Annotated in this window: 11 protein-coding genes; 6 read left to right on the top strand and 5 right to left on the bottom strand. The window is 43.1% G+C overall.

What is annotated here, in order from left to right; all coding sequences use genetic code 11:
* Positions 1–155: 155 nt before the first annotated feature.
* The 5 genes from NUV48_00685 to NUV48_00665 form a co-directional block, all read right to left on the bottom strand.
* The gene (locus tag NUV48_00685; protein ID MCR4440651.1) at positions 156–1,772 is read right to left on the bottom strand and encodes a CTP synthase; all 1,617 of its coding nucleotides are present in this window, start codon (positions 1,770–1,772) and stop codon (positions 156–158) included.
* A gap of 176 nt (positions 1,773–1,948) precedes the next feature.
* The gene (gene rpoE, locus NUV48_00680) at positions 1,949–2,347 is read right to left on the bottom strand and encodes a DNA-directed RNA polymerase subunit delta (protein ID MCR4440650.1); all 399 of its coding nucleotides are present in this window, start codon (positions 2,345–2,347) and stop codon (positions 1,949–1,951) included.
* 117 nt (positions 2,348–2,464) lie between these two features.
* Positions 2,465–4,138, bottom strand: coding sequence for an arginine--tRNA ligase (gene argS / locus NUV48_00675; GenBank protein MCR4440649.1), 1,674 nt, complete (start codon positions 4,136–4,138; stop codon positions 2,465–2,467).
* A gap of 197 nt (positions 4,139–4,335) precedes the next feature.
* Complete coding sequence (gene ypeB, locus NUV48_00670) at positions 4,336–5,700, bottom strand: germination protein YpeB (protein ID MCR4440648.1); 1,365 nt, start codon at positions 5,698–5,700, stop codon at positions 4,336–4,338.
* A 21-nt stretch (positions 5,701–5,721) separates the two neighbouring features.
* The gene (locus NUV48_00665) at positions 5,722–6,198 is read right to left on the bottom strand and encodes a cell wall hydrolase (protein MCR4440647.1); all 477 of its coding nucleotides are present in this window, start codon (positions 6,196–6,198) and stop codon (positions 5,722–5,724) included.
* Between the two features lie 306 nt (positions 6,199–6,504).
* Between NUV48_00665 and NUV48_00660 the strand changes: the two genes are divergently transcribed.
* The 6 genes from NUV48_00660 to NUV48_00635 are packed head-to-tail and all read left to right on the top strand — an operon-like array spanning position 6,505 to position 22,992.
* Complete coding sequence (locus NUV48_00660) at positions 6,505–7,407, top strand: DUF4007 family protein (GenBank protein ID MCR4440646.1); 903 nt, start codon at positions 6,505–6,507, stop codon at positions 7,405–7,407.
* A 6-nt stretch (positions 7,408–7,413) separates the two neighbouring features.
* Positions 7,414–10,806, top strand: a complete 3,393-nt coding sequence (locus tag NUV48_00655; GenBank protein ID MCR4440645.1) for a hypothetical protein — start codon at positions 7,414–7,416, stop codon at positions 10,804–10,806.
* Entirely contained in the window at positions 10,796–11,560 is a 765-nt protein-coding gene (locus tag NUV48_00650; GenBank protein ID MCR4440644.1) for a phosphoadenosine phosphosulfate reductase family protein, read from the top strand. The genes NUV48_00655 and NUV48_00650 overlap by 11 nt, the downstream gene beginning before the upstream one ends.
* 27 nt (positions 11,561–11,587) lie before the next feature.
* Positions 11,588–16,138 (top strand): protein kinase, encoded by a 4,551-nt coding sequence (locus NUV48_00645; GenBank protein ID MCR4440643.1) that lies wholly within the window; start codon positions 11,588–11,590, stop codon positions 16,136–16,138.
* Complete coding sequence (locus tag NUV48_00640; protein MCR4440642.1) at positions 16,139–17,779, top strand: hypothetical protein; 1,641 nt, start codon at positions 16,139–16,141, stop codon at positions 17,777–17,779. It abuts the gene before it with no gap.
* Positions 17,776–22,992: a DUF87 domain-containing protein gene (locus tag NUV48_00635; GenBank protein MCR4440641.1), complete on the top strand. Its 5,217-nt coding sequence runs from the start codon at positions 17,776–17,778 to the stop codon at positions 22,990–22,992. The genes NUV48_00640 and NUV48_00635 overlap by 4 nt, the downstream gene beginning before the upstream one ends.
* The last annotated feature ends 14 nt before the right edge of the window (positions 22,993–23,006 follow it).

Here is a 23,006-nt window from a genome sequence, read left to right as displayed (position 1 = left end):
CCTCCTGGCTAGTTGTTTATCTTAGGGCTTATATCAATTCTTATTTTAACCAATGTCTTCCAAAATGTATACTGCTATCTCAAAATGCAGGACTTATTTCATAATTTTATAAAAATCATGCTTAAAATTAAAATCGCCCCACCAGGCGATTTTAATCAAATCAGGGGAATTCCTTTTTGTTTTACGGCCGCGCCAATAAAATCCTTAAACAGCGGGTGGGCCCTGTTGGGCCGCGACTTGAATTCCGGGTGAAACTGGCAGCCCAAAAACCAGGGGTGATCCGCCAGTTCAATGATCTCCACCAGGCGCCCGTCGGGTGAAAGCCCGCTGATTACCATCCCGTGCCGTGCTAATATTTCCCGGTAGTCATTGTTAAACTCGAAACGGTGACGGTGGCGCTCGCTCACTTCCGGTTCGTTATAAGCGGCGTACGCCTTTGTGCCCGGAATGAGCCGGCAAAGGTATCTCCCCAGCCTCATTGTCCCTCCCATATCTGTTATGTTTTTTTGTTCAGGCAGAAGGTCAATGACGGGATGTGGCGTTTGCAGGTTGAACTCGGAGCTGTTGGCGTCCAGTCCGGCGACGCTGCGGGCGTATTCGACCACCGCCAGCTGCATGCCGAGACATATCCCGAAAAACGGCAGCTTGTTTTCCCGTGCGTACTTGATGGCCCTGATTTTTCCTTCGATGCCCCTGTCTCCGAATCCCCCCGGAACCAACACGCAGTCGGCATCCTTGAGATAATGTTGAACATCTGCCCCGTTCTCCAGGTCGCCTGAATAAATCATGTCTATCTTTACCGAAACCTTATGGGCTATTCCCGCATGACGCAAGGCCTCGCAAACGCTCATGTAGGCATCGGGAAGCTCAACATATTTACCGACCAGGGCCACATTGATACAACCGCGGGGCTCTTTTATTTTCCTGACTATTTCTTTCCACTCGTCCAGCTGGGCTTCCCCGCATTGTAAGCCTAAACGTTCGACGACAATATCATCAAGACCTTCCGATTTCAAAATAAGGGGAACTTCGTAAATTGATTCGGCGTCGACGGCCTGGATCACGGCCTCCTTATCAATATCGCAGAACAGGGCCAGCTTTTCTTCCATTTCCTTGGAAAGAGGCCTCTCGGAACGGCAGACAATGGCATCAGGCTGGATCCCGATGCTGCGCAGTTCTTTTACGCTGTGCTGGGTCGGTTTTGTTTTCGCTTCTCCGGCAGCTTTCAGGTAAGGAACAAGGGTAACGTGTATATACATTACGTTATCCCTTCCTAAATCGCTCTTCAGCTGCCTGATTGCTTCGAGGAACGGGAGCGATTCTATATCGCCGACAGTCCCGCCGATTTCAGTTATGACCACATCGGGGTCATTTTCCCGAGCAACCCGGTGAATTGCATCCTTAATCTCGTTGGTGATGTGGGGAATCACCTGAACTGTGCCGCCCAGGTAGTCTCCCCGTCTTTCCCTGGCAATTACCGAGCCGTAAATCTGCCCCGTGGTAACATTTGCCAAGCGGGTGACATTAATATCAATAAACCTTTCGTAATGTCCCAGGTCCAGGTCTGTTTCCACGCCGTCTTCAGTGACAAATACTTCGCCATGCTGGTAAGGACTCATTGTACCGGGGTCTACGTTGATATACGGATCAAATTTGAGCACGGCTATTTTCAGGCCCCGGTTTTTCAGCAGTCTTCCCAGGGACGAGGCGGTAATACCCTTGCCCAGGGACGATACAACTCCACCCGTAACAAATACGAACTTGGCCGGCAATTTCTCCCCCTCCTGTGCTGCGACTTTTTCTGATCTACAAACACGCCGAATAAATTCTATACTTATCCCTTACCTGCAGTCAAATTCTCTTATCACTTTTTTTCCTTGCATCCCTGCCTTTTTATACGCTTTCTCAATATTTATCTTGACGGTTTGTATTATTCCGGACAGGCCCTTTATTCCTCCCATTCTTCTTCATCATCAGAAGGAATGAACTCAAAACCGTCACCGTATTCGTTCTCATCGTGCTCGACTTCGTCCTGCAGGGAACGGCGGCGAAAAGGAACGTGCCTGCCGGCGGCAGCGTAAGAGATGTTGCGGCGTACAACCTTGGCCTGTGTCCATTCCTTTAAACCCCAGTTCCCCTGGCCCTGATAGGTAAAACGGTTATCAAGGTTAATCTGTGTATGAAATGCGGCCATCAACTGGGGGTTATCCGGAGTTATCCCCTTAATGGCGCAAACCTGCTGCATCAGCTCGCGAAAACTCTTGCCCGAACCGCTTCTTTTCAGAATCTGGTAAGCAATGTCCACTTCTGACAACTTCGGATTAATATTCAAGCTGGATTCTTCCATTTATTTTCCACCCCTTCGGTCGACCTAAGCATCAAGTAATTCTTTCCTATTATTCTCGTTAATACATCCACCATCCTGCTTACAATAATACTTTATTTGATTAAGGAATCGTAAAAATTACATCCTTACAGGAGCGCTCACCCCAATCAATCCAAGGACATTGCGCAGGGTTATGCGGACGGCGTCTACCAGGAGAAGGCGCGCCTTTTTGAGTTCCTCGTCGTCCGTTAAGACGCGGCAGCTGTTGTAAAAACTGTGGAAGAGCGAAGCCAGTTCGTGAGCATAACGGGTCATCCGGTGAGGTTCCATATTCACGGCCGCGCCGGTTATTTCCTCCGGTAAATCCGCAATTTTGCGGATTAATTCTATTTCATACGGCTCAGTCAACAAGTTAAAATTCACCTCGTCAACCCCGGGCATCTGCCCGGCAAAAGCCTTTAGAATGCTGTTGATACGGGCATGGGCGTACTGAACGTAATAAACCGGGTTTTCCGCCGATTCCTCTTTGGCCAGGTCCAGATCAAAATCCAGGTGGCTGTCGGGACTGCGCATTACAAAATAATAGCGCGCAGCATCCTTGCCCACTTCCTCCACCAGCTCGGAAAGGGTAATGTACTGGCCGCTCCGCTTGGACATGCGCACTATTTCGCCGCCCCGGTAAAGGCGGACAAGCTGCATGAGGATGACCTGAAGGTTGTCGGGGTTATAGCCGAGCGCCTTCATGGCGCCTTTCATGCGCGAGACGTGGCCGTGATGATCGGCACCCCAAATATCGATCACCCGGTCGAAACCCCTTTCGAATTTGTTCTTATGATAGGCTATATCGGCAGCGAAATAGGTGGGCACGCCGTTGGAACGAACGACAACTTCGTCTTTTTCGTCGCCGAAAAGCGTTGATTTAAACCACAGGGCACCTCCCTTTTCATATATGTAACCTTTTTCCTTCAGTTCTTCAACCGTTCTTGAAATTGCGCCGCTGTCATGAAGGGTCTGCTCGCTAAACCAAACATCGTATTCCACGCCGAAGTTGGCCAGGTCGTTTTTTATCGAATTTATTTTCTCCTCCAGGGCCTTTTTGATTAAGAACTCCCGGCGCAGCGCCGGGTCAAGGTCAAGGTATTTATCCTTAATCTCGGCTGCGATGTTTTTCACGGTTTCTATAATATCTTCCCCGTGATAACCTTCTTCGGGAAAGGGAGCATCAACGCCTAATAGCTGGAGATAGCGAGCTTCAAGGGATTTGCCGAAGTTTTCGATCTGGTTGCCTGCGTCGTTTATGTAGAATTCCCTGGTTACCTCATAGCCGGCCGCTTCCAGGATATTGCTCAGGGTGTCTCCCAGGGCCGCACCCCTGGCGTTGCCCATGTGCAATAACCCGGTGGGGTTGGCGCTGACGAACTCCACCTGAACTTTTCGGCCGGACCCGAAATCGGAATACCCGTACTTGTCATCTTGTTTTATAACCATCGGCAAAACTCCATAAACCCAGGAAGTGTTCAGGAAAAAGTTGATAAAACCAGGACCTGCCACCTCCACTTTTTCAAACCAGCCGTCTTCGTCCCGCAAAAACTCCACGATTATCTGAGCAATAGCACGGGGGGCCATTTTCGCTTCCTTTGTCAGGAGCATCGCCGCATTAACGGCAAAATCGCCGTGAGACTTGTCCCTGGGCACTTCTACAACAAATTCCGGCATCTCCTGGAAAACAATCCGGCCTGCCTTCTGGGCCCTGAAAAGGGAGCTTTTAACCTCTTGGCGAATTTTTTCCCTGATGGAAGCGATAATACTCATCTTTATGTCCTCCTCCGGCTTTTAACCCACCACTAAGTATCCCCAAAAAAGCAAAAACACCAAGCGCCAAAGCCAGGGTAATTGAATGTTTTTTCCTTTTCACAATTATATGTTGGACATTACTATCATGTCAACGCATGCCCAAGGATATATGAATAAAATAAAAACGCCGCTTTTTGGACGGCGCTGTAACACGCTCAGCCGGCGACGGTAAAAGTAAACCTGGGAGGCGGCGTAATCCTGGTGATTTCCTCCTCGCTGCCGGTTTGGGCATTATAAAATATGACGAATTTCTCGTTTTCATAGGAACCCCTGACCTCCCAGGTCAAGACTTCCATCCCCCGCCCGCTGCTGATCAGGGCGGGACGGACCAGTTCGACCTTCAGGTTCGGACTTATCAGTTTACGCAGGTCTTTTTCGCTCAGGGCAGGCGCCTCCAGGGTCCTTTCCCGGTGATACATGTAATAGGAAGCGCCTTCAAAACCGTTTATTTCACCGTTATCCAGGGCCACCATTACCTTGAGCTGGTCAGGATAAAGCAGGACCTCGCCCTGCCGCGGCACAAAAGTATATACCGCGCTGTCGTCCTCCTGTGCCACATTGACAGTAACCACGTTTTCAAAACCACGTTTTTGCAAAAAAGCCAACGCCCTGCGTTCCGCTTCACTGAAGTCGATGCCGGGCGCGTTTATTGCCCTTGGCTTCACGGCCCAGATAACCGTCCCGTCAAGTTTGCTCACACTGATGTAAACCGGTTCGTTTTCCCCCGGCGAAGGTGTGATTTCCAATCCATATTCGGGAATATCGCCGACTCCCTGGTAAACAACCTTCACGGCGTGTTCATCGCCCGGGGAATACCACCATTCCCTGGCCGCCTTTTTGGCCTGCTCAACGTCTATTTTCTTATCCTCCCGGACCACCCTGGTATCTGGTTTGACGGGGTCAAGGTCCTTGCCCAAATTCAGTTCCGGGTATTCTTCCATCTTTTTTTCCATTAATTCAAAACCGTCGAGTATGGTGTTGTCCTGCAGCTTTTTGTTTTGATTAACAGCGGCCGTTTCCACTTCCGTCCAGTTGAGGTCCCTGTCCAGCACCCGGGCGGACAGCTTGTTCATATCGCCTTTAAGCGTTTTCGACCTGTCGTAAAGCTGGGCGATTATTTCTTTATCTTTTTTAGTCAACTCTCCGGCACCCTGAACAACACGTTTCAGTATGCCGAAGGCCGCTTCTCCAGCATCCGAAAGAAATTTTTCTGTATTGGAAAGCGGGATGAAAGCCAGGGGCAGCCCGCCGATGCTGGACTGGGCGGCAAATACGTCACGCCAGAGCGTCGCAAGGCCTATGACGTTCTTTTCCCTGGAAGATGTAACCATAAGCTGGGCCAGCTGCCCGGAAATATTGTCCAAATGCCAGGACAGCTCAAGAGCGTCTTTTTGATACTGGCTTTCCGCCCTGTTTTGCAGGTGCTGCCTAGTCCTGTACTCGCCGTAGCCCCAGGCGCCCGTAACCAGCAGGGCTGCTACCAGCAAGCCGGGTATGAGCATGCTACGCCATTTTTTCATAGTGGTTTTTGCCCTCCTTTATCAACGGCCGAAAAGGTGTTTTCCGATCCGGGTGATTATCCTCCTGGTCCAGATCCAGCCGGAAGTCGCTGTGGCCGGGTTCCAGTAATAGAGCGCGCCCCCGCTGGGATCCCAGCCGTTGATAGCTGCCCGGGCCGCTTTTATCGCAGAGCTTGTGGGCGGCCTGTAGTACTGGCCGTCGGAAACAGCCGTGAATGCTCCCGGCTCGAAAACGACCCCGTATACGGAATTCGGGAAATTAGGGTTCTTTACCCTGTTGACCACCACCGCTCCTACCGCAACCTGCCCGACAAACGGTTCGCCGCGCGCTTCCCCGGCGATTATTTTCGACAGGACCCAGACATCGTTGCTGGAAACGGTTCCCCTCTCACCACGGGCGGCCTTGGATAAGTTGAACATGTCCTGCAGTACCCCGCCCGTAAAGAAAAGAATCAGGACAAGGCCGGTGATTATGCGGGCCTTTTTTTTGAGCATCATCGCGCAACCTCCGCTAACTGGGATTTAAACTTATTGACAGGCTTATTATTTGTGCGAACGGCTGTTTTTATCCAATCGTCATTATCCCGGTTCCCCGGATCCGGTCAAGGAGGTGGCGCTGTATTAAGATAAAATTTACGTTTAAAATGAAAAACCCGCGTCGCATAGTCAGGGGTTCTCATTTTTTTAAATCAAGATGGTAGATTTCTCATCAATTTTACAGGAATTAACAAGATCATGTCGAAATAATTTATAGAATTAATTATGATAGAATCGAATTAATAAAAAGCAAGGAGCAAATTACTGATGCTGACAGAGACGCTAAATTATAAGGAATATATTGAAAAGGGCAATCTTGGCCGGCATGAAACCTTTACTCCCCGTTATGGCTGGTTAAAAAAAGGATACGATGCCATACGCGCTGATAGTAATGCGTTTAAAGCTGAAGATGCAATAGAGCGACTCGGCGTAGGTAAGAATATGGTACAGTCGATACGTTATTGGTGTTTAGCTTTTAAATTAATTAACCCAAATTATGAAACCACCAAATTAGGGGACAAGCTTTTTAGTGATGAAGGATGGGACCCGTTTTTAGAGGATTTAGCCTCATTATGGTTACTCCATTGGCAGCTCTTTGTGCCAACTTTAGAAGCAATTAACTGGTGTTTCGCCTTCAATAAACCAAATTTATTGAGCTTTGATAATAACCTTCTTAGTAAGGCCTTGGCCACTGAGGCCCAAAAATACGAACGGATGTCCAACCTTTCTGCAACAGCCTTTGCAAAGGATGCTTCCTGTATTATAAGAATGTATTTGGACGAAGAGCAAAAAGACTCAGAGATTTATTGCCCGTTTACACAACTAGGCCTTATACAAAAAGCTGAGGCCAACAATTCTGTAATGTTTAATATGCGTGAAAAACAAAGCCTTCCCGATTTAATATTTGCGGCTGCATGTTTTTCATATATGCAATTCTATGCTAACGGACAACGGACAATTTCTTTACAACGTTTGACATATGACTTTAATTCTCCAGGAGCTGCATTTAAATTATCGGAAAGCATGGTCGGTTCATACTTGGACCAGGCTATCAAAAAAATAACTGGGGTTTCCTTGGTGAGCGTTATTGGCTCTATACAGTTGCATATCGAAAGAGAACCGGAAGACCTTTACTGGGAAGCGTTAGAAAAATATTATTCGGAGCAGTGATATTTAATGAAACTATCTGATTATGTCTGCCCTGACATGAACAGTGCGCGTTCAGTCAGGATAGAAAGGGACAGCCAACGAGTAGAGCTGATTCACAAATACCAGGTCAGCGATAAAACGCTGGAGATCATCAAACGTTTTATAAGCGCCCTTGAAGGAGAAAAGATTTCGGCCTGGTCTTTAACGGGACCATATGGAATAGGAAAATCAGCTTTTATCAATTTCTTATTGGCGATAACCGGCAATCCATCGCAAAGCGCGACTAAAATTTCCTGGGAAGTATTAACAAAAGCTGATTGCGGAATTGCTAAACGTTTGGCGAAATCATTAGCGCTTAATAAAGGTTTTTTTCAAATTCCTGTTACGGCGGCTTATGAACCACTAAACCTCACCTTGGCTCGTGGCATACAACACGCCATATCTATCGCCAGCTTTCCCCAAAAGGAACGAATTGAACATCAATTGCATAAAATAATCAACCAAAAGATTATAGATTCGAACCAGCTTTTATCGATTGTTAACCAGATAAAGAGCATTACAGATAAATCATTAATTATCGTGATTGATGAGTTTGGCAAGAATTTGGATTATCTTTCTCATCACCACAATAAAGGCGATATTTTCATATTACAGCAGTTGGCGGAGATGGAATCCGTATATCTCTGGGTTTGCCTGCACCAAGCCTTCGATGAATATATTGTTGGACTGTCCACGGTTCAAAGACGAGAATGGAGCAAAATTCAGGGGCGTTTTGAAGACATTTCTTTCATTGAATCTAATACTCACATGATTAATCTGATGAGTAAAGCCCTGAAACAGACTTCTGACGAAGATAAAAAAAAGCGGATTCAGGCTTGGGCGACAGAAGTTCATAACTATATCCACAAGACGCCAATAGGAAAAGAACAAGGATTTAGTCTGGATAAAATTGTTAGTATATATCCCTTGCATCCGTTAACAGCCATAGTTTTATGTGAGCTTTGCCGCCGATTTGCACAAAATGACAGGACTTTATTAGCATTTCTCTGTAGCGGCGATCAGCATGCGCTACCTGCTTATCTGGCGCGCGAACGGCAAGAAACAAGTTGTTTACCGGCCATTGGCTTAGATTACCTCTATGACTATTTCTTCAGCGTAAGCACCGGTATTTTTCTGCACAGAGCCGAATCACAGCGATTGATTGAGATACAGGACATTATACAAAGCATTGGGTCTTTAACCGACTTGGATCGTGCAATCCTTAAAAATATTGGAATTCTAAATTTGCTTAGTGGTTCTTTGGATATTAAAGCCACGTTCGAGAATATTGCCGATATTATTTACTACTCCTATGGTGAAGATTATAGTAAAAGTGAAGAATCTATTAGGAGAATTACGGAAAGAGGCAAGCTAATATACAGGGAATATGCAGGAGAGTATAGGTTATGGGAAGGCTCTGATTTTGACATTAATACTGCTATTCACGAAAGAAAGGATAAACTGGCTCTCACCTCTCTTTCAAAAATTCTCCAAACCTATTTGCCTCTTTCCCCGGTTATTGCTTCCCGTCATGCTTATAAAACAGGTACCATTAGGCAATTCGAACGACGCTGGTTGCATGTAGACGAGCTTTCTTCCAGCTTGGTCCCGCAAAAGGGTTTCGATGGGCTTTTTGTTTACAGTTTCGGGATTCAGGATGAACCTCCATATATACCATCAAAGTGTCAAGATAACAGGCCTCTTCTTGTTGCTTATACCTCAAAGCAGTCTTCCTTATATGAACTTGCAGCGGAAGTAGTCGCTGCACGCTCAGTGTTGGAGGAATCTTCCGAACTAGAAAGGGACGGTGTAGCGCGCAAAGAGCTTCAATTCCGTATAAAAGCAGCGGAGCAACAATTCCGGCAATATATTCAGCAGCTATACTCACCAGGTCTACAGGAAGTTAAATGGTTTTCGGGTGGGGAAGAGGTAGAAATCTCAAGTGCCAGGCAACTTTCATTAGAATTATCAAAGCTCTGTGATCGGTGTTATCATAAAAGTCCACGGATTGGCAATGAGATGATAAGTTATGACAATTTATCAAGCGCTGCCGCTTTAGCTCGCCGTGTATTAATTGAAGCGATGGTGGCCCACAGTAAAAAAGAACGATTCGGATTACAAGGATTCGGCCCGGAGGTGGCTATCTATCGATCGCTGTTGCTGGCAGAAGGACTGCATTCATTTAAGAATGAAAATAATGCTTGGGTTTTATCTTTAGAAGGAAAGGATCCCAATCTCCAGCAATTATGGAAGACCATTGAGGAACATATCAACAAATCCGGCCAAAAAGGAATCCGTGTTGCCGAGATTATCCGCATTTTGCAGGAACCACCCTTTGGCATGAGACAAGGACCTATTCCGATATATATTTCTTTATTCTTAACGGTTAAATCTGATGAAATAGCGGTGTTTCAAGAAGGGAGTTATAAGCCTTACCTGAATGGCTCCGATATTGCATTAATGATTAAACGACCTGATTTATTTACCTTAAAACGCTTTCTATCCAACCAGGTGGAACAAGAAGTATTTAACGTATATCGCAAAATATTGGATGAGGCGCAACTTGGAGACAAAGAAGGGCTCCGCAACATTTCCATGTTGGGCGTTATTGGGCCTCTGTTAAAATTTATCAATAACCTACCGGACTATTCGAAAAATACCAGGAAAGTATCTTTGGCAGCCCAAGAAACACGATTTGTTATTCAGAACGCGATTGAACCCATAGAACTGCTTTTTGAAGATTTGCCTCGAGCGCTTGGTATAAACATAAAGGACCCTGCTAACAAAAACATCTGGCGTGAAGAATTGCAACACCGCTTGCGGTCTGTTCTGCACGAATTGGCTGAAGCTTATTCAGTTTTGAATCAAGAAGTCCAAACAGCGACGCTTAAGGTCTTCGCTTATCCAGACCTACGCGCAATGTATAATGACTTAGTATCTCGACTTAGACCTTTGTTGGAAATCTGCGACGAAAGTGAATTAAAGGCCGTCCTCCAGGCGATGGTTCGTGAATATGTAAGTTTGGATGATTGGTTGCGAGGCATTGCAGGAATAGTCGTTAAAAAACCAATGGACTCATGGAATGACCAGGATTTCCACGTTTATACCACTAAATTGCGCGATTATGCAAATCGCATTGGGCAATTAGAGATTTTAGCCTCATTAAATGGTCTCCGAGTCTTGAAAGAAGCTAGGCTTTTCAGTCTAATGGCCCCGGATGGCACCACCAGAAGAGAGATATTTCATGCTAGATTAGATGATGGAATTGTAAATAAAACAGTCAAAGATATTCTGGCGATGCCGCGAGATAAAGCAAGAGCAGTTTTCTTGGCGCTTGCCGAAGAATTGATTAAGGGTGAGACTCATGCTAATGAAAAATAAAACCCATAAACAAAAAGAGCGTCATATTCTGGCATTGTCCGGAGGAAAAGACAGCGCGGCCTTAGCCGTCTATATGCGTGAAAAATATCCAAATTTAGATATTGAATATGTTTTCACTGACAGCGGTTGTGAGCTTCCCGAGACATACGAATACCTAAATAGGATTCGGGCGATATTGAATATCGAAATAAAAATAATTAGTTCAGAAAGAGGTTTTGATTATTGGCTAAAATACTACAAAGGAGTCCTACCGTCTCCACAAAATAGATGGTGTACAAGGCAACTAAAACTTAAGCCATATGAAGAATATATCGGAAACGATTTGACGTATAGCTATATTGCAATAAGAGCTGATGAGAGAAGAAAGGGTTATCAAGGTTCAAAAGGTAATATAATACCAAATTATCCCTTCATTAAAGATAATATTACCCTTAAAGATGTAATAAGTATTCTTTTAAACTCTGGATTGGGCCTTCCGGATTATTATAATTGGCGAAAACGATCCGGTTGTTATTTCTGTTTCTTTCAGACAGATGATGAATGGAAAGGATTAAGAGTGCATCATGAAGATTTATTTAATAAAGCTTGTTACTATGAGGAAAACCATGCAGATGGGAGGGTATATACATGGAGAGGTATAAATAGAGAAGGTCCTTTATTTTTAAGGAATTTGGATAAATATTATAATAAGAACAAAGTAGAATTTGAATTAAGTAATAATAGATTGTCTTATATATTAAAAGGGATATGTTGAAATATTCTTGAAAGCGAGGTGAACACCATGTCTAATGCATATTCAAAAAAACTAGAAACAAAAAATATATCAATTAAGCTAAATATATTAAAACGGGGGAGTGATATTTCTCCCCATAAATATATACTATTGCTTGCACTTATTACAATTTTTAAAAATAATCCGGTTCATGAGAATAGATTTTCTTTTTATGAATTAGAACCAATTTTTATTAAGATCTTTAATGATTTGTTTCCACATTATCCCAACTACCGAAAAATGCTTGAATATCCTTTTTATCATTTACAAAGGGATGGCTTTTGGTATTTAAATATTAAAGAAGAAGCAGAAAATTTATATTGTCAATATGCTAATTCTAGGATGACAAGAAAACGATTGCTCGAAACAGTTAACTACGCTTATATGGATAATAAAATGTATAATATTATGATTGATCCAATAAAAAGGAATCAATTAGAAGAAGATATCTATGCATTATTAAGTCATGTTAATAATCAATATAAATATCAGAGCGCAAACAATACTAATGGCATGGTTCAAGAAGGTAGTTTATTTACCCATGAGCAAGCAGCAATTGAATTAATAAATAAAGCGGCAACAGTTCAAAATATCGGCAGAATAATAAATAACTTGGTTTTATACGACATTCAATCTAACAACTACTACGAATATGATGCGATACTAGTGGCGCATTCGGGTATTTATGTATTGGAATTGAAACACTGGTCCGGGAAGATCCAAATCGCCCCTTATCGCTGGATTATTAATGAAACACAGCATCGGAATGATCCCCACAAGAATAATTCCTTTAAATGTAAAATATTGAAGGGTTTGTATCAGCATCATTTTCGTACTTACCCGGACTTGTGGATAGAATCAGTGGTTGTCCTGACCAACCATGAGGCTATAGTTGAAGGAGCTGATATGCCGATTAACGTCGTCGAGAATAACCTTCATAATCCAACCTTTGCCTCTGTTGAAGATCTATTAATATATCTAAAGAAAAAAGAATCGACTTCTTTGAGAATTCTCGATGATAATAAGATTGCGGCTATTGTAACTTACCTCAAGAATCTCCAAGTGCCTAAAAAGAATATTAAATACACTGTCCCAGGCTATGATACGGTGGAATATATTTCACAGAAACATGATTTCATTGAATTACTTGCTCGCCCCATAGATTCACGTGCAAAAAGTCTACATCGTTTTCGCGTATTTCGACCGCAGGACAACCTTTCTGAGACTGAACGTCAACGCTTTTATAAGAAAGCATATAATACTCTTGATTCTGTCTCAAAAATAAGCACTCATCCTAATATTCACAAGGTATGGATATTTAAGAACGAGGATGGCGATATTATTGAAGGGTCGGAATGGTCGGAAACAGGAACACTGCGCGATTTTATTCATAAAAATGGCGGCAATCTTCCGCTCAAACTGGTATTTGAAATCTGTCGTGGGATTGCCTTGGGACTAAATCAAGCCCATCAAGCCGATATTATACACCGGGCGGTGAAACCGGATAATATTCTCATTTTAAACAATATTCCCAAACTGTTAAACTTTGACCTCGCTTACCAGATAGAAGACAACCATATAACCGTTATTGCAGATAGTTCAAAGTTGGAAGATGATGGCTATATTGCGCCGGAGGTATTGGACGGTCAAGATATTGATGAAGGAACGGATTTCTTTGGCTTGGGCATTATTGCTTACGAACTGCTGACAGGGGAACGCCCTTTTAAAACGACAAGGTCGTTCATTGCTCAAGGAGGGATTTTGTCCGAGCGGAGCATTGCTCGATTGCGTAATAAAAATGTCCCGGAAGAAACGATAAATGTTATTGAAGCAATGGTTCGAGGAGAACGTGCGCAAAGATTAAAAGATATCGAAAGAATATTGTCCGCCTTTACTTCTCCGTTGGAAAATGCAAGAGATATTATGGCCGTAGGGACTATCAACCCCCATCTTGAAAAAGGCAATCAACATGACATGTATGAAATTCTTGAACTCATTGGAGAGGGTGATAAAACCCAACTTTATAAAGCAGAAACCTACCCTTCCAAATTGGTAGTAATAAAACTATTTAACAAGGAAGTCCCTCGGGAAAGGATCTACCGTGAAGCTGAGATAACATCCAGTATCCAGTCTCCATATATAGTTCCTTGCGAAAACAAAATAGGCTACTGGAATAAAGAGCGATATTTTTTAGCCCTTGATTATATCAAGGGAGAAACAATGCGAAAATGGATAGAACAGAAAAAAAGGCCGGATATCGAAACATTCTTAACTGTAGCGCGCTGTCTTATGGAGGGCATAGCATCTTTGCATAAACACCGGGATCAAAATGGCAATGCCAAACCATTTCTTCACAGCGATATCAAACCCGACAATATAATCATTACTCCGGACAATAAGGCTGTTTTAATTGATTTCGGCATTGCCGGTGAACCGAGAATAGATTTGTTTCAAGGCACTGTTGGCTATATCCCTCCGGACAATATCAGGGGAACAGACATGGAATACAGTTTTGATGGAGACTTATTTGCATTAGGGGTAAGTCTATGGGAATGGCTGTGTGGCGAAAAGCCCTATCCACAGCCGTCAGTGGGTGACCAACCTAACCCTCAAGAAATAACAAAGATGCCGAATAATAACCTGCTCAAATGGCTGGTAAAAGCGGTAGCAACCATGAAAGAACAACGCTTTTCCACTATCGATGAGATGCGCGACTCATTTAATCATGCCTTTAAGCAAGAATCCGAATCTCCTTTAGAAATTCCAGGTGAAGTCAACATCGAAGAATCCCGAAAAGCTTTTACCGATAAGGCCGAAGTATCAGCAAAACCGGTTATTGAGACAGAAGAATTGATAGAAGGGGTGGGAAATCCTTTTGTCTCATACCTGAATACATTATCTAATACATCGGCCGGCAACGAGAACTCTACGGCGGAATCACAAATAGGCAACGAAAACTATGAACGAATCCATGTGGAGAATCCTATTACGGAAACCATTTTTAAGGAACTTTTTGAACAGAATCATAATGTTATATTGACCGGTAATGCAGGAGATGGGAAAACAACCATCGCGGCCGAGATTCACAAACGACTGACTGGGGAGTTTCGCCCTTTGCAAAAACGCGAAGAAATCGCAGATCAGTCTCTTATCATCATTAAAGATATGAGTGAATTGGAGCAAAACGAACGGGTTCCTGTTTTCGAAGAAATAGCGGCAAATCAGAATAAACGGTATCTTGTTGTAACTAATACGGGTATATTTATCAACAACCTAGACAGTCTAAAGAAAAAATTTCCTGCATATGAACTCAGCAACTTGCTTAAAGCATTAGAAGCAGAACACCCATATTATATTGAGAATGGTAATTTGATAGTTATCAATCTGGGACGTGTCAATAGCATTGATCCGGCGATAAAGGTTTTTGAACGAATACTACATATAGACAATTGGAAGAAATGGGTTTCTTGCCCGGTAAGCTCTCAATGTCCTATCTATCAGAACGTAAAACTGCTTCAAGAGAACAAGGAAATAGTATTCGAACGAATAAGGCTCTCATACCGGCGAATCTATGAATACGGAGACCGTCTGACGATGCGGCAAATGATAGGTCATTTGGCTTATGCCGTTACCGGCGGTCTTAACTGCGAAGCTGTGCATGATATGTCTGAAATAGCTCGAGCAGAGCGATTGAATGAATTTAAGTTTTTCAATCTCTTTTTTGGCGATGACGGACAGACTGTAATCCCCACAGCTAAGCAATTGAATGCTGTCCAGGCCATTCAAAAAGCCGGCTTTGGTAGAAAACTTGTTCCTAATATGGAGAGAGCGATCTGGAAGTCAGATACAACAGCCACCTTCTTTAACGGAATTTCAAAATCGATTTATTCTACCTTGAGGAACCAGCCAAATCAGGATAGGGCGATTCGGCGCCAAATTCGCCGTCTGATATATTTCTTTGCGCCCTTAAAGGATTTCGTCGGACAAGCATATATTTGTGAGTTTTTGCAATCTCCGTTTTTACTTAAATACTTGCAATTAATAGACAAAGAGGAGTTTATCTCAGAATTTCAAGAGGAACAATATCGCCGGCAAATTTTACATGTGCTGCAAGAGTATTTTATCGGTCAACGGCTGCTTGAAAGCAAACCTCAAAACCATGATCTCTATGTGACTTTAAATTTAAAGAAAGGCGGCCAAAGCAACCAGCTAATACTAAAACGATTCAGGTCAGAGGATTTCACATTAAAAACCGAGGTCAATTACTCCTTGGATAAGGTTACAAGCCGTATTCTCGTCCTCAAATACAAAAACAGCAATATTGAAATCGCTTTGGACTTACCATTTATGGATTATGTAACGCAAAGATACAAAGGAGAGGTAGTAGAAGAATTAACGGCTGGCTATATTGATCGTCTTGAGCAATTTAAGGCACAGTTGCTTAATGATGAAGCTAGTGATTATTCGCCCGAGTATTTGCAGATACTTCAAATTAAAGCGGATCGCAGTTTTCAAGTTCTAAAAATACGCGTCAGCGATGATTATTTGGAGGTGTTATAGATGAGTCCATTGCCTCAGCCGTTTCCAAAAATAGATGTATCTGAGGATTACAATCCAGCCATACGCCTGTATGGGCACCGTTTTATTAAAGAGCAAACCATTCTTGAATATGCCGCCGAGTTTTTATCAGTAGTCTTTAGCCCAAAGTGGATTGGCAAAAACCTTGTAAACAGCCCGTTACCAACCAGAGAGGAACTGGATAATTGGCCTGTGAATCTGCCACTAAAATACAAGCCACCTATAAAACTGAACCTTAAACTTTTTGCTTTTCTTGGGGCTAGCCGAATCGACGGCCGCCACGAAGTTCATAAACAGCATTTTAAAGAGCTAATTGATTTGCTTAATAATAGTATCCGGAGTAATCAAGAGCGCACTCAAGAAGTGATCGAATGCCTGCAAGAGTTTCTGCGGGGTTTTCAAGGAGCCGGGTTAAACAGAGCATGGTGTGCCCAGGCGTTTTATCCAATCTCGGCCAGCTTATTAACTAAGGAAACAATATGGAACGAATCCAAAGCTAAGAATTGTGCTCCAGATGATTGGTTTTCTACGATTTCAACTAATGATAGATTTATATTTTATTACAGTACAAACAAAAGAGATTTTATGGCTCGCGGCGGCGAATTGCTTTATCTGCAATTGTGTAACGTGTTCCGTACCGATGAGGCAAAACTTCATGATATGGCTAGCCAATACGAGTTTCCGCCAACTGAAGCGGATATACAACAACTTTACCAGGATCTATGCCAAGGATTATCACGGTTGAATGGAGTGCTGCCTAGTCCTTTTGACAAATTGGTAGATTTCATAGAAAACCTTGATATTGAAACACATCGTATGACAAATAAAACAAATAAAAATGAAAAGAAACAAATGATTGAATGCGAGTGGTGTCCGGAGGACAGCTGGCCTGAGGGCTACCTTTTTGCAGTGGAATTGAAGCGCCTAATGGATTCTACACTTGATCCTACTGAACGCTTGAACTTGTTTATGACGGGGTGCGTTTTACAGGTTTTGCGGAGTATTTGTGCCCAAAGTGTCAGATATGCCGGAATATCTAATAAATGTAAATGCCCCCTTGGTTATTCATGGATATTTACCGTAGCTAATCCGACCACGCAACAGCGCAATTTGTCCCAACATAATCTCCAGGCCATCCAGGTTTTAATCCAAAAATCTTTATGGAACGAAGATTTACAAGAAAATGCGAAAAGAAGCGCCAATAAAACAAAGAGTGAGTTATATAAAGAAGCTGAAAGCAGATATGCATTTAAGCTATTAATATCCTTAGGTAAAAAGTTGGGGATTATCATTCCTTATAAAGGAACACGCGGTGTTCGTTTTGTGATGACCCAAGGACTATTGCGTTATCTGGTCGTAGCCCTTTTACAGCCGGGAGAACGGATTACTTACAAAGATTTTTTAGACCGGTTATATCTCCATTACGGAATTGCGGTGGAGGGAGAGCAACTGGAAGATGCCCTCCAGTGGAGTGGACTACCTCCATTGAATGTTACACAAAAAATGGTACTGAATGATATGCTTCAAACAGGAGGTTTTTTAACCCAACTTTCGGATTACTGGTCAATCGTGCGCAATCCTTTTATTTCGAGCAATAAACACTTGGGGGATAACAGGATATGAAACACCTGGCAAATACAATTTCGGATTATATTGTAGAATCGGCCATTCGGAGGAGCGGCATGTATAGGTATGTCTTGCCGTCATATCCTTCCGTTCTTTTGTGGTCAATAGGCGTTGATTTAGAGGAAAAAGTCAACAAAATAGTTGAACCACGGATTTTGTTGAGCTATGCCGTTGCATACCGCTTAGGACAGAAGTGGCAGGAGAATAATAATCCGCAAGATCTTAGCCATTTCCAAAGTATATGCAATAAAGGGTGGTACAACTGGGGAAACAACCTCACGAGTTTCCGCAACCAGATTAGAAACCCTGAAGATGATAATTTGCTTATTGTTATGGCCGGTTATGAAGACATCGATGATCAGGCGAGTTTGTCAGATTTTTTCCGCCTTGATCAAACCGCAGTCTGGGAAATCTGTTTAAATAAATCTTTTATTACATGGGTAAACGCGGCCTTGAAAGACTGGATAAACCTTGATGATAGCAAGACCCATCTTCAAGCCATTGGAGATTTATTGGCTTCACTATACGAATACGGGCTATCTGATCTTATTGGAATCAGCCACTATCTGGAATCAATTGATTTCAGCGGGATTTCAAATGGAAGGGACGCTTACCGGTTAATTCTTGAAAATCTGGCGTTTTTTAAGCTTCCTTGCATGCCAGGCTTAGAACAAGTGGCTAAGAAGCGGGATTTCCGCCGTTTCATTGTTCCTGCTCTGGAATTTTTCAATTATAGCATGTTTTTGGATTCAAAAGAACGCGAAAAAATTGTGCAGAAGCTTTCTAAACTAAAAGAAGACACCAATAAACCCGAACCGGAATCTCATGAGCTTGGTCCTTTCCAATCTTTGGACGAACTGTTAGATGCGTTACTAGACTATATCAACAACCGGTCAGAACCTGCCAAAGAAAGGCTATACAAGACAGATTTCATTTTCCTATATGAAAAAATACTCGGGTATAAGCCTAAAAAAACCGAATCAAAAGAAAGACCAACAAAGGTTACGAAGCTGACAGGGGTACCGCCCGAGGTGTTTTTGCGGGCTTTGTGGTTAACTCTAAAGGAGCATAAAAATGAGAGCAAAATAAAAGGAAGTTTTATACCGGAGACGCTGGAGAGCATCTATTTACACAGCCTCCTTTTCAAGCATGATTTCAATGCTTCGGGGGAAAACGACGAACATGAGGATGCCTCCCTTTTCCTCCGGGTCACAATGGGCGGTATCAATGAATACCTTAAGAACAAATTGCGTATATGTTTAGTTAATGATGAAGAGGCCATTGATCTGAAGTGTGAACTCCTGCCGGGACCAAATAACTTTGAGAAGACACGCACAGCCGAACCTTTTCTCCGGTTTGAAGTTGTGCTTAATGATTCTGACGGGACGCGGTTCGTAAAAGAATTCCAGTGGGTCATACCGGAAAACCATCCGCTTCGCTTGCTGTTTCACCTTTATCGATGGGCATTTGATGAATATAAGCATAGTAGAAATGTGTTGCCTGCATATGCCATACCCTATCTGCCGGAAATATTCATGGCACGGGATGAAGAAGAATGCATTCGCTTACTGGAAGCAGCGCTGAAAACCAATGATTGCCGGATAATCGACCTTATCAATACAGAAGGGGTGGTTAATAACGATGTGGTCTTTCCTTCTCTCCAAAAACTCTCGCTAAGTTATCAGCGATTTCTTAATGAAGTCTGGCAGCAGGGGTTTTATTCAGCCTTAGAAAATCGTTTCAGCAACTTGCAAGACGAACTCGCTTCCGCCTACAAAGCCTATTTGGAGCATGCCAATAGCAGCATTTTCGGGCCGATACTACTTAAAACATTCATGTTTGTTAGCAGTAATTATGTCGGGGATGATAATTGGATATGGGATACTTACCTGGAAGCAGGGATCGTCACGCCTCTGCACCCCGCCTTGTTAGAAATGATTTTGCATCAATACACTTATTTATGTGACAGTTTCTGCTATTATATTGTTCAAGCTTTAAAAGAAGCCGGCGATAAATTGTTTGCAGAAAAACACTGGGATCGGTTGGTGGATTTGGCCACAATCCGCTGGCCTCTGCTTGGAATTTTGAGCAACTATGATCTTAAACTTAATACCAATACCGCGAATTTTGGCTACATACATCTTGTCGGAAAATGTAATGAAACTACCTCCATGTTAAATAGCCGACTTTTAATGGACTACGAGGATGAAGACGAAGAAATAACAGATACGGAGCTTTTTCGCATAACCCGGACCTCTGCATTAATCAAACAAGTATGTCAAGATTACCTTAATCTTCATGAATTTGCCCGAGATGGTATTACGGTCGGCGCATACTGCGGCAAGGAGATACAGCCTCTTATCACCGGATTGGACAGCTTTCTCTCCGGATGGCTTAAGAATGATGAAAAACAGTATTTCTTGCACTTAATACTCTTTTCCGACAGCGGCGATGACACAACCGTAATGCGCTGGTTAAACGCCTGGAAAAACCGCTGGCAACAAGCTGAATTCTCAAGCAGTATGAGTCATTATAAAAACTGTTTATTATCCATTTCCCACCGGGTCATATCCCGCTCCAATAAATATGAACAGTTTAAAAGGCTTTTGCAAGAAACAGAAATGGACCTGATGATATTTACGGAATTTGTTGATTCCGAAGCAAGCAACTTTGAGCCAATCGGTGAGGTTTCATATCAAAAAAATGATTACCGCAAGTTTCCCATCTTAGAAAAAGTATCTTGCCGGAAAAGTGGAGGAGGTCAGGATTTTAAACGGGAAAGGGTCTTAAGTAATCAACGGTTTAGGCTTTGTTCATTGCATGCAGAATTAATGGTCCGACTGAAAAATAAAGGTATTGTGCAAATAAAGAATCACGCAGTAGTGAGCAGGAGCGACTTCAAACCGTGGATTGAAATTATTGATGCTGCCCATAGCCACAGTGGATGGGTAGTATGTATAGACCCCTCAGTTGATGAACCGTTGCTTTTAAAGAAAACCGGGATTAGCCAGCATAACAGGGACATTATCGGATTTGGCACAGGGGTTGGGCCACGCGGTGAAAACAATTATACAATATCGACTGAACAGTTCTCAATGGTGGATATTAAAAAACGGATCAGCAATGAGCTTTCAACGCTGTTTAATCCCCTAGATATCAATATTGCCAATCAAGTGGCTGACAACCTTGTTCAAGAAGCTGCCAACATAGCAGGACTATCATTGGTTAAAGCAACGGGCCCTCAACGGTTTGTTCGGGAGTTTATTGCCAACGCATTGGCAAGAAAATTATTAAAACGTGATTCCAACGTATTCTGTGATGTAATGGTTTCTTTGGATGCTTTCCCCCATTGGTTTGACGACATGGAAGATGGAAAGAGACCAGACCTTTTGCGTTTGCACGCCAGGGTTGTTGATAGGTATTTACAGGTGGACGCGCAGCTCATTGAATGCAAGCTTGCTCAACAAAACGAAGGGCATTTGGAAAAGGCGCGTCAACAGCTGGAGAATGGCCTTAAAAAACTTGTTCCGTGTTTTAGCCCGCATAAAGTGAAAAAACCGTTGGGGCTAGAGGACAAACCCGACCAGCGTTACTGGTGGATGCAACTCCATCGTTTGATTGCCAGTAAGGGCGAAACCACTAGGGATAGGTATCCTGATACCCTTATGGCGTTAGAACACTTGAGCGAAGGTTACTTTGATATAACCTGGCAAGCGTCAGTGCTGGCCATTTGGACCGATTTTGATAGTGATACTTTAAGTACAGCTGCAGACTGGAATTTTAGCCTGGATGGACAGGAAATTAATATTCCGGTAGTAGTTGCGGGAAAATATTTTATCAAAAAAGCATGCCTGGAGAATGCTGCAGGAGAATTGTTAGATAGCGGAACAAAACTAGAGTATAATTTCTGCCGTACAGATAAAGATACCGATATAAATGATGCAAAGCAAAAGGCAGATGGGGAAATGGACAAGGGGAGCCAAGCAAGCCAACCACAAGATGGAGAGAACGACAACCATCAGGTCGTATTATCAGGTAAGACGGTTGCTTCTGGAGATAAGGTTGCAATGGCACAAATACCAAAGAGAATACTACTGGGAAATGTAATTGGCACCACCCGCGAGGTTTACTGGGAGTTCGGGCACTCCGACCTGCCAAATCGTCACATCTTGGTATTTGGCGCTTCAGGTACCGGAAAGACTTACACTATTCAGGCTTTGCTATGGGAATTGGCCAAGAATAAGCAAAACAGCCTGATCGTTGATTACACTAATGGGTTTACCACAAAACAATTGGAACCGATTATTATTGAAAAACTGAATCCCAAGCAGCATATTATCCGAAAAGAACCCCTTCCGATAAATCCTTTTCGACAGCAGAGCGATTACATTGATAATATTGTATTAGAAGAAAAACCGTCTAATACTGCCGATCGGGTTAGTGGCGTATTTGCCAGTGTATATAACCTGGGTGATCAGCAAAAATCAGCTCTGTATAATGCCATTCGCGAGGGCATTGAACAATATCATGAAAGATTTGATTTCTACAAACTGATGGATAAGTTAGATGGGCTTCGAGATAGTGGTGGACCAGTTGCTACTTCAATTGCTACAGTGATTAATAAGATTCAACCCTTTATTGATATGAACCCTTTCGGAAAAGAAGATGTAGAGAGCTGGGAAAGACTGTTTACGGACCCCAATAATCGATGCAACATCATACAATTGGCTGGCTTTTCCAAAGACACGCAACGCTTGATTACCGAATTCTCTTTAATTGACCTCTACTGGTATTATCGGGCTAATGGACAACAGGATAAGCCCAGAATTATTGTGCTTGATGAAATCCAGAATTTAGACCATCGGCTTGAAAGTCCCTTGGGACAGTTTCTTACCGAGGGACGTAAGTTTGGCATTTGTCTTATTCTTGCTACGCAAACATTGAGCAATTTAAGCAAAGAGGAAAGGGACAGGTTGTTCCAGGCAAGCTGCAAACTCTTTTTTAAGCCTGCAGATACCGAAATCAAGTCATTTGCAGGTATTTTGTCCGATGCTACGGGGGACAAGAATGAAGAGTGGGTATCTCGTTTGTCTTCGCTTAAACGGGGTGAGTGCTATTTCCTGGGTCATTACTTAAACGAAAAAACGGGAAATTTGGAAGTTAACAAGCATTTCAAAGTGAGGATTACTGCGATTCAAAACCGTTTATAAAGGGGCTTAAGACG

The organism is Peptococcaceae bacterium (genome assembly GCA_024655825.1).
GTDB lineage: Bacteria > Bacillota > Peptococcia > DRI-13 > PHAD01 > JANLFJ01.
Note: the sequence above shows the minus strand (reverse complement) of the source record. Positions and strands in the feature narration are given on the sequence as shown.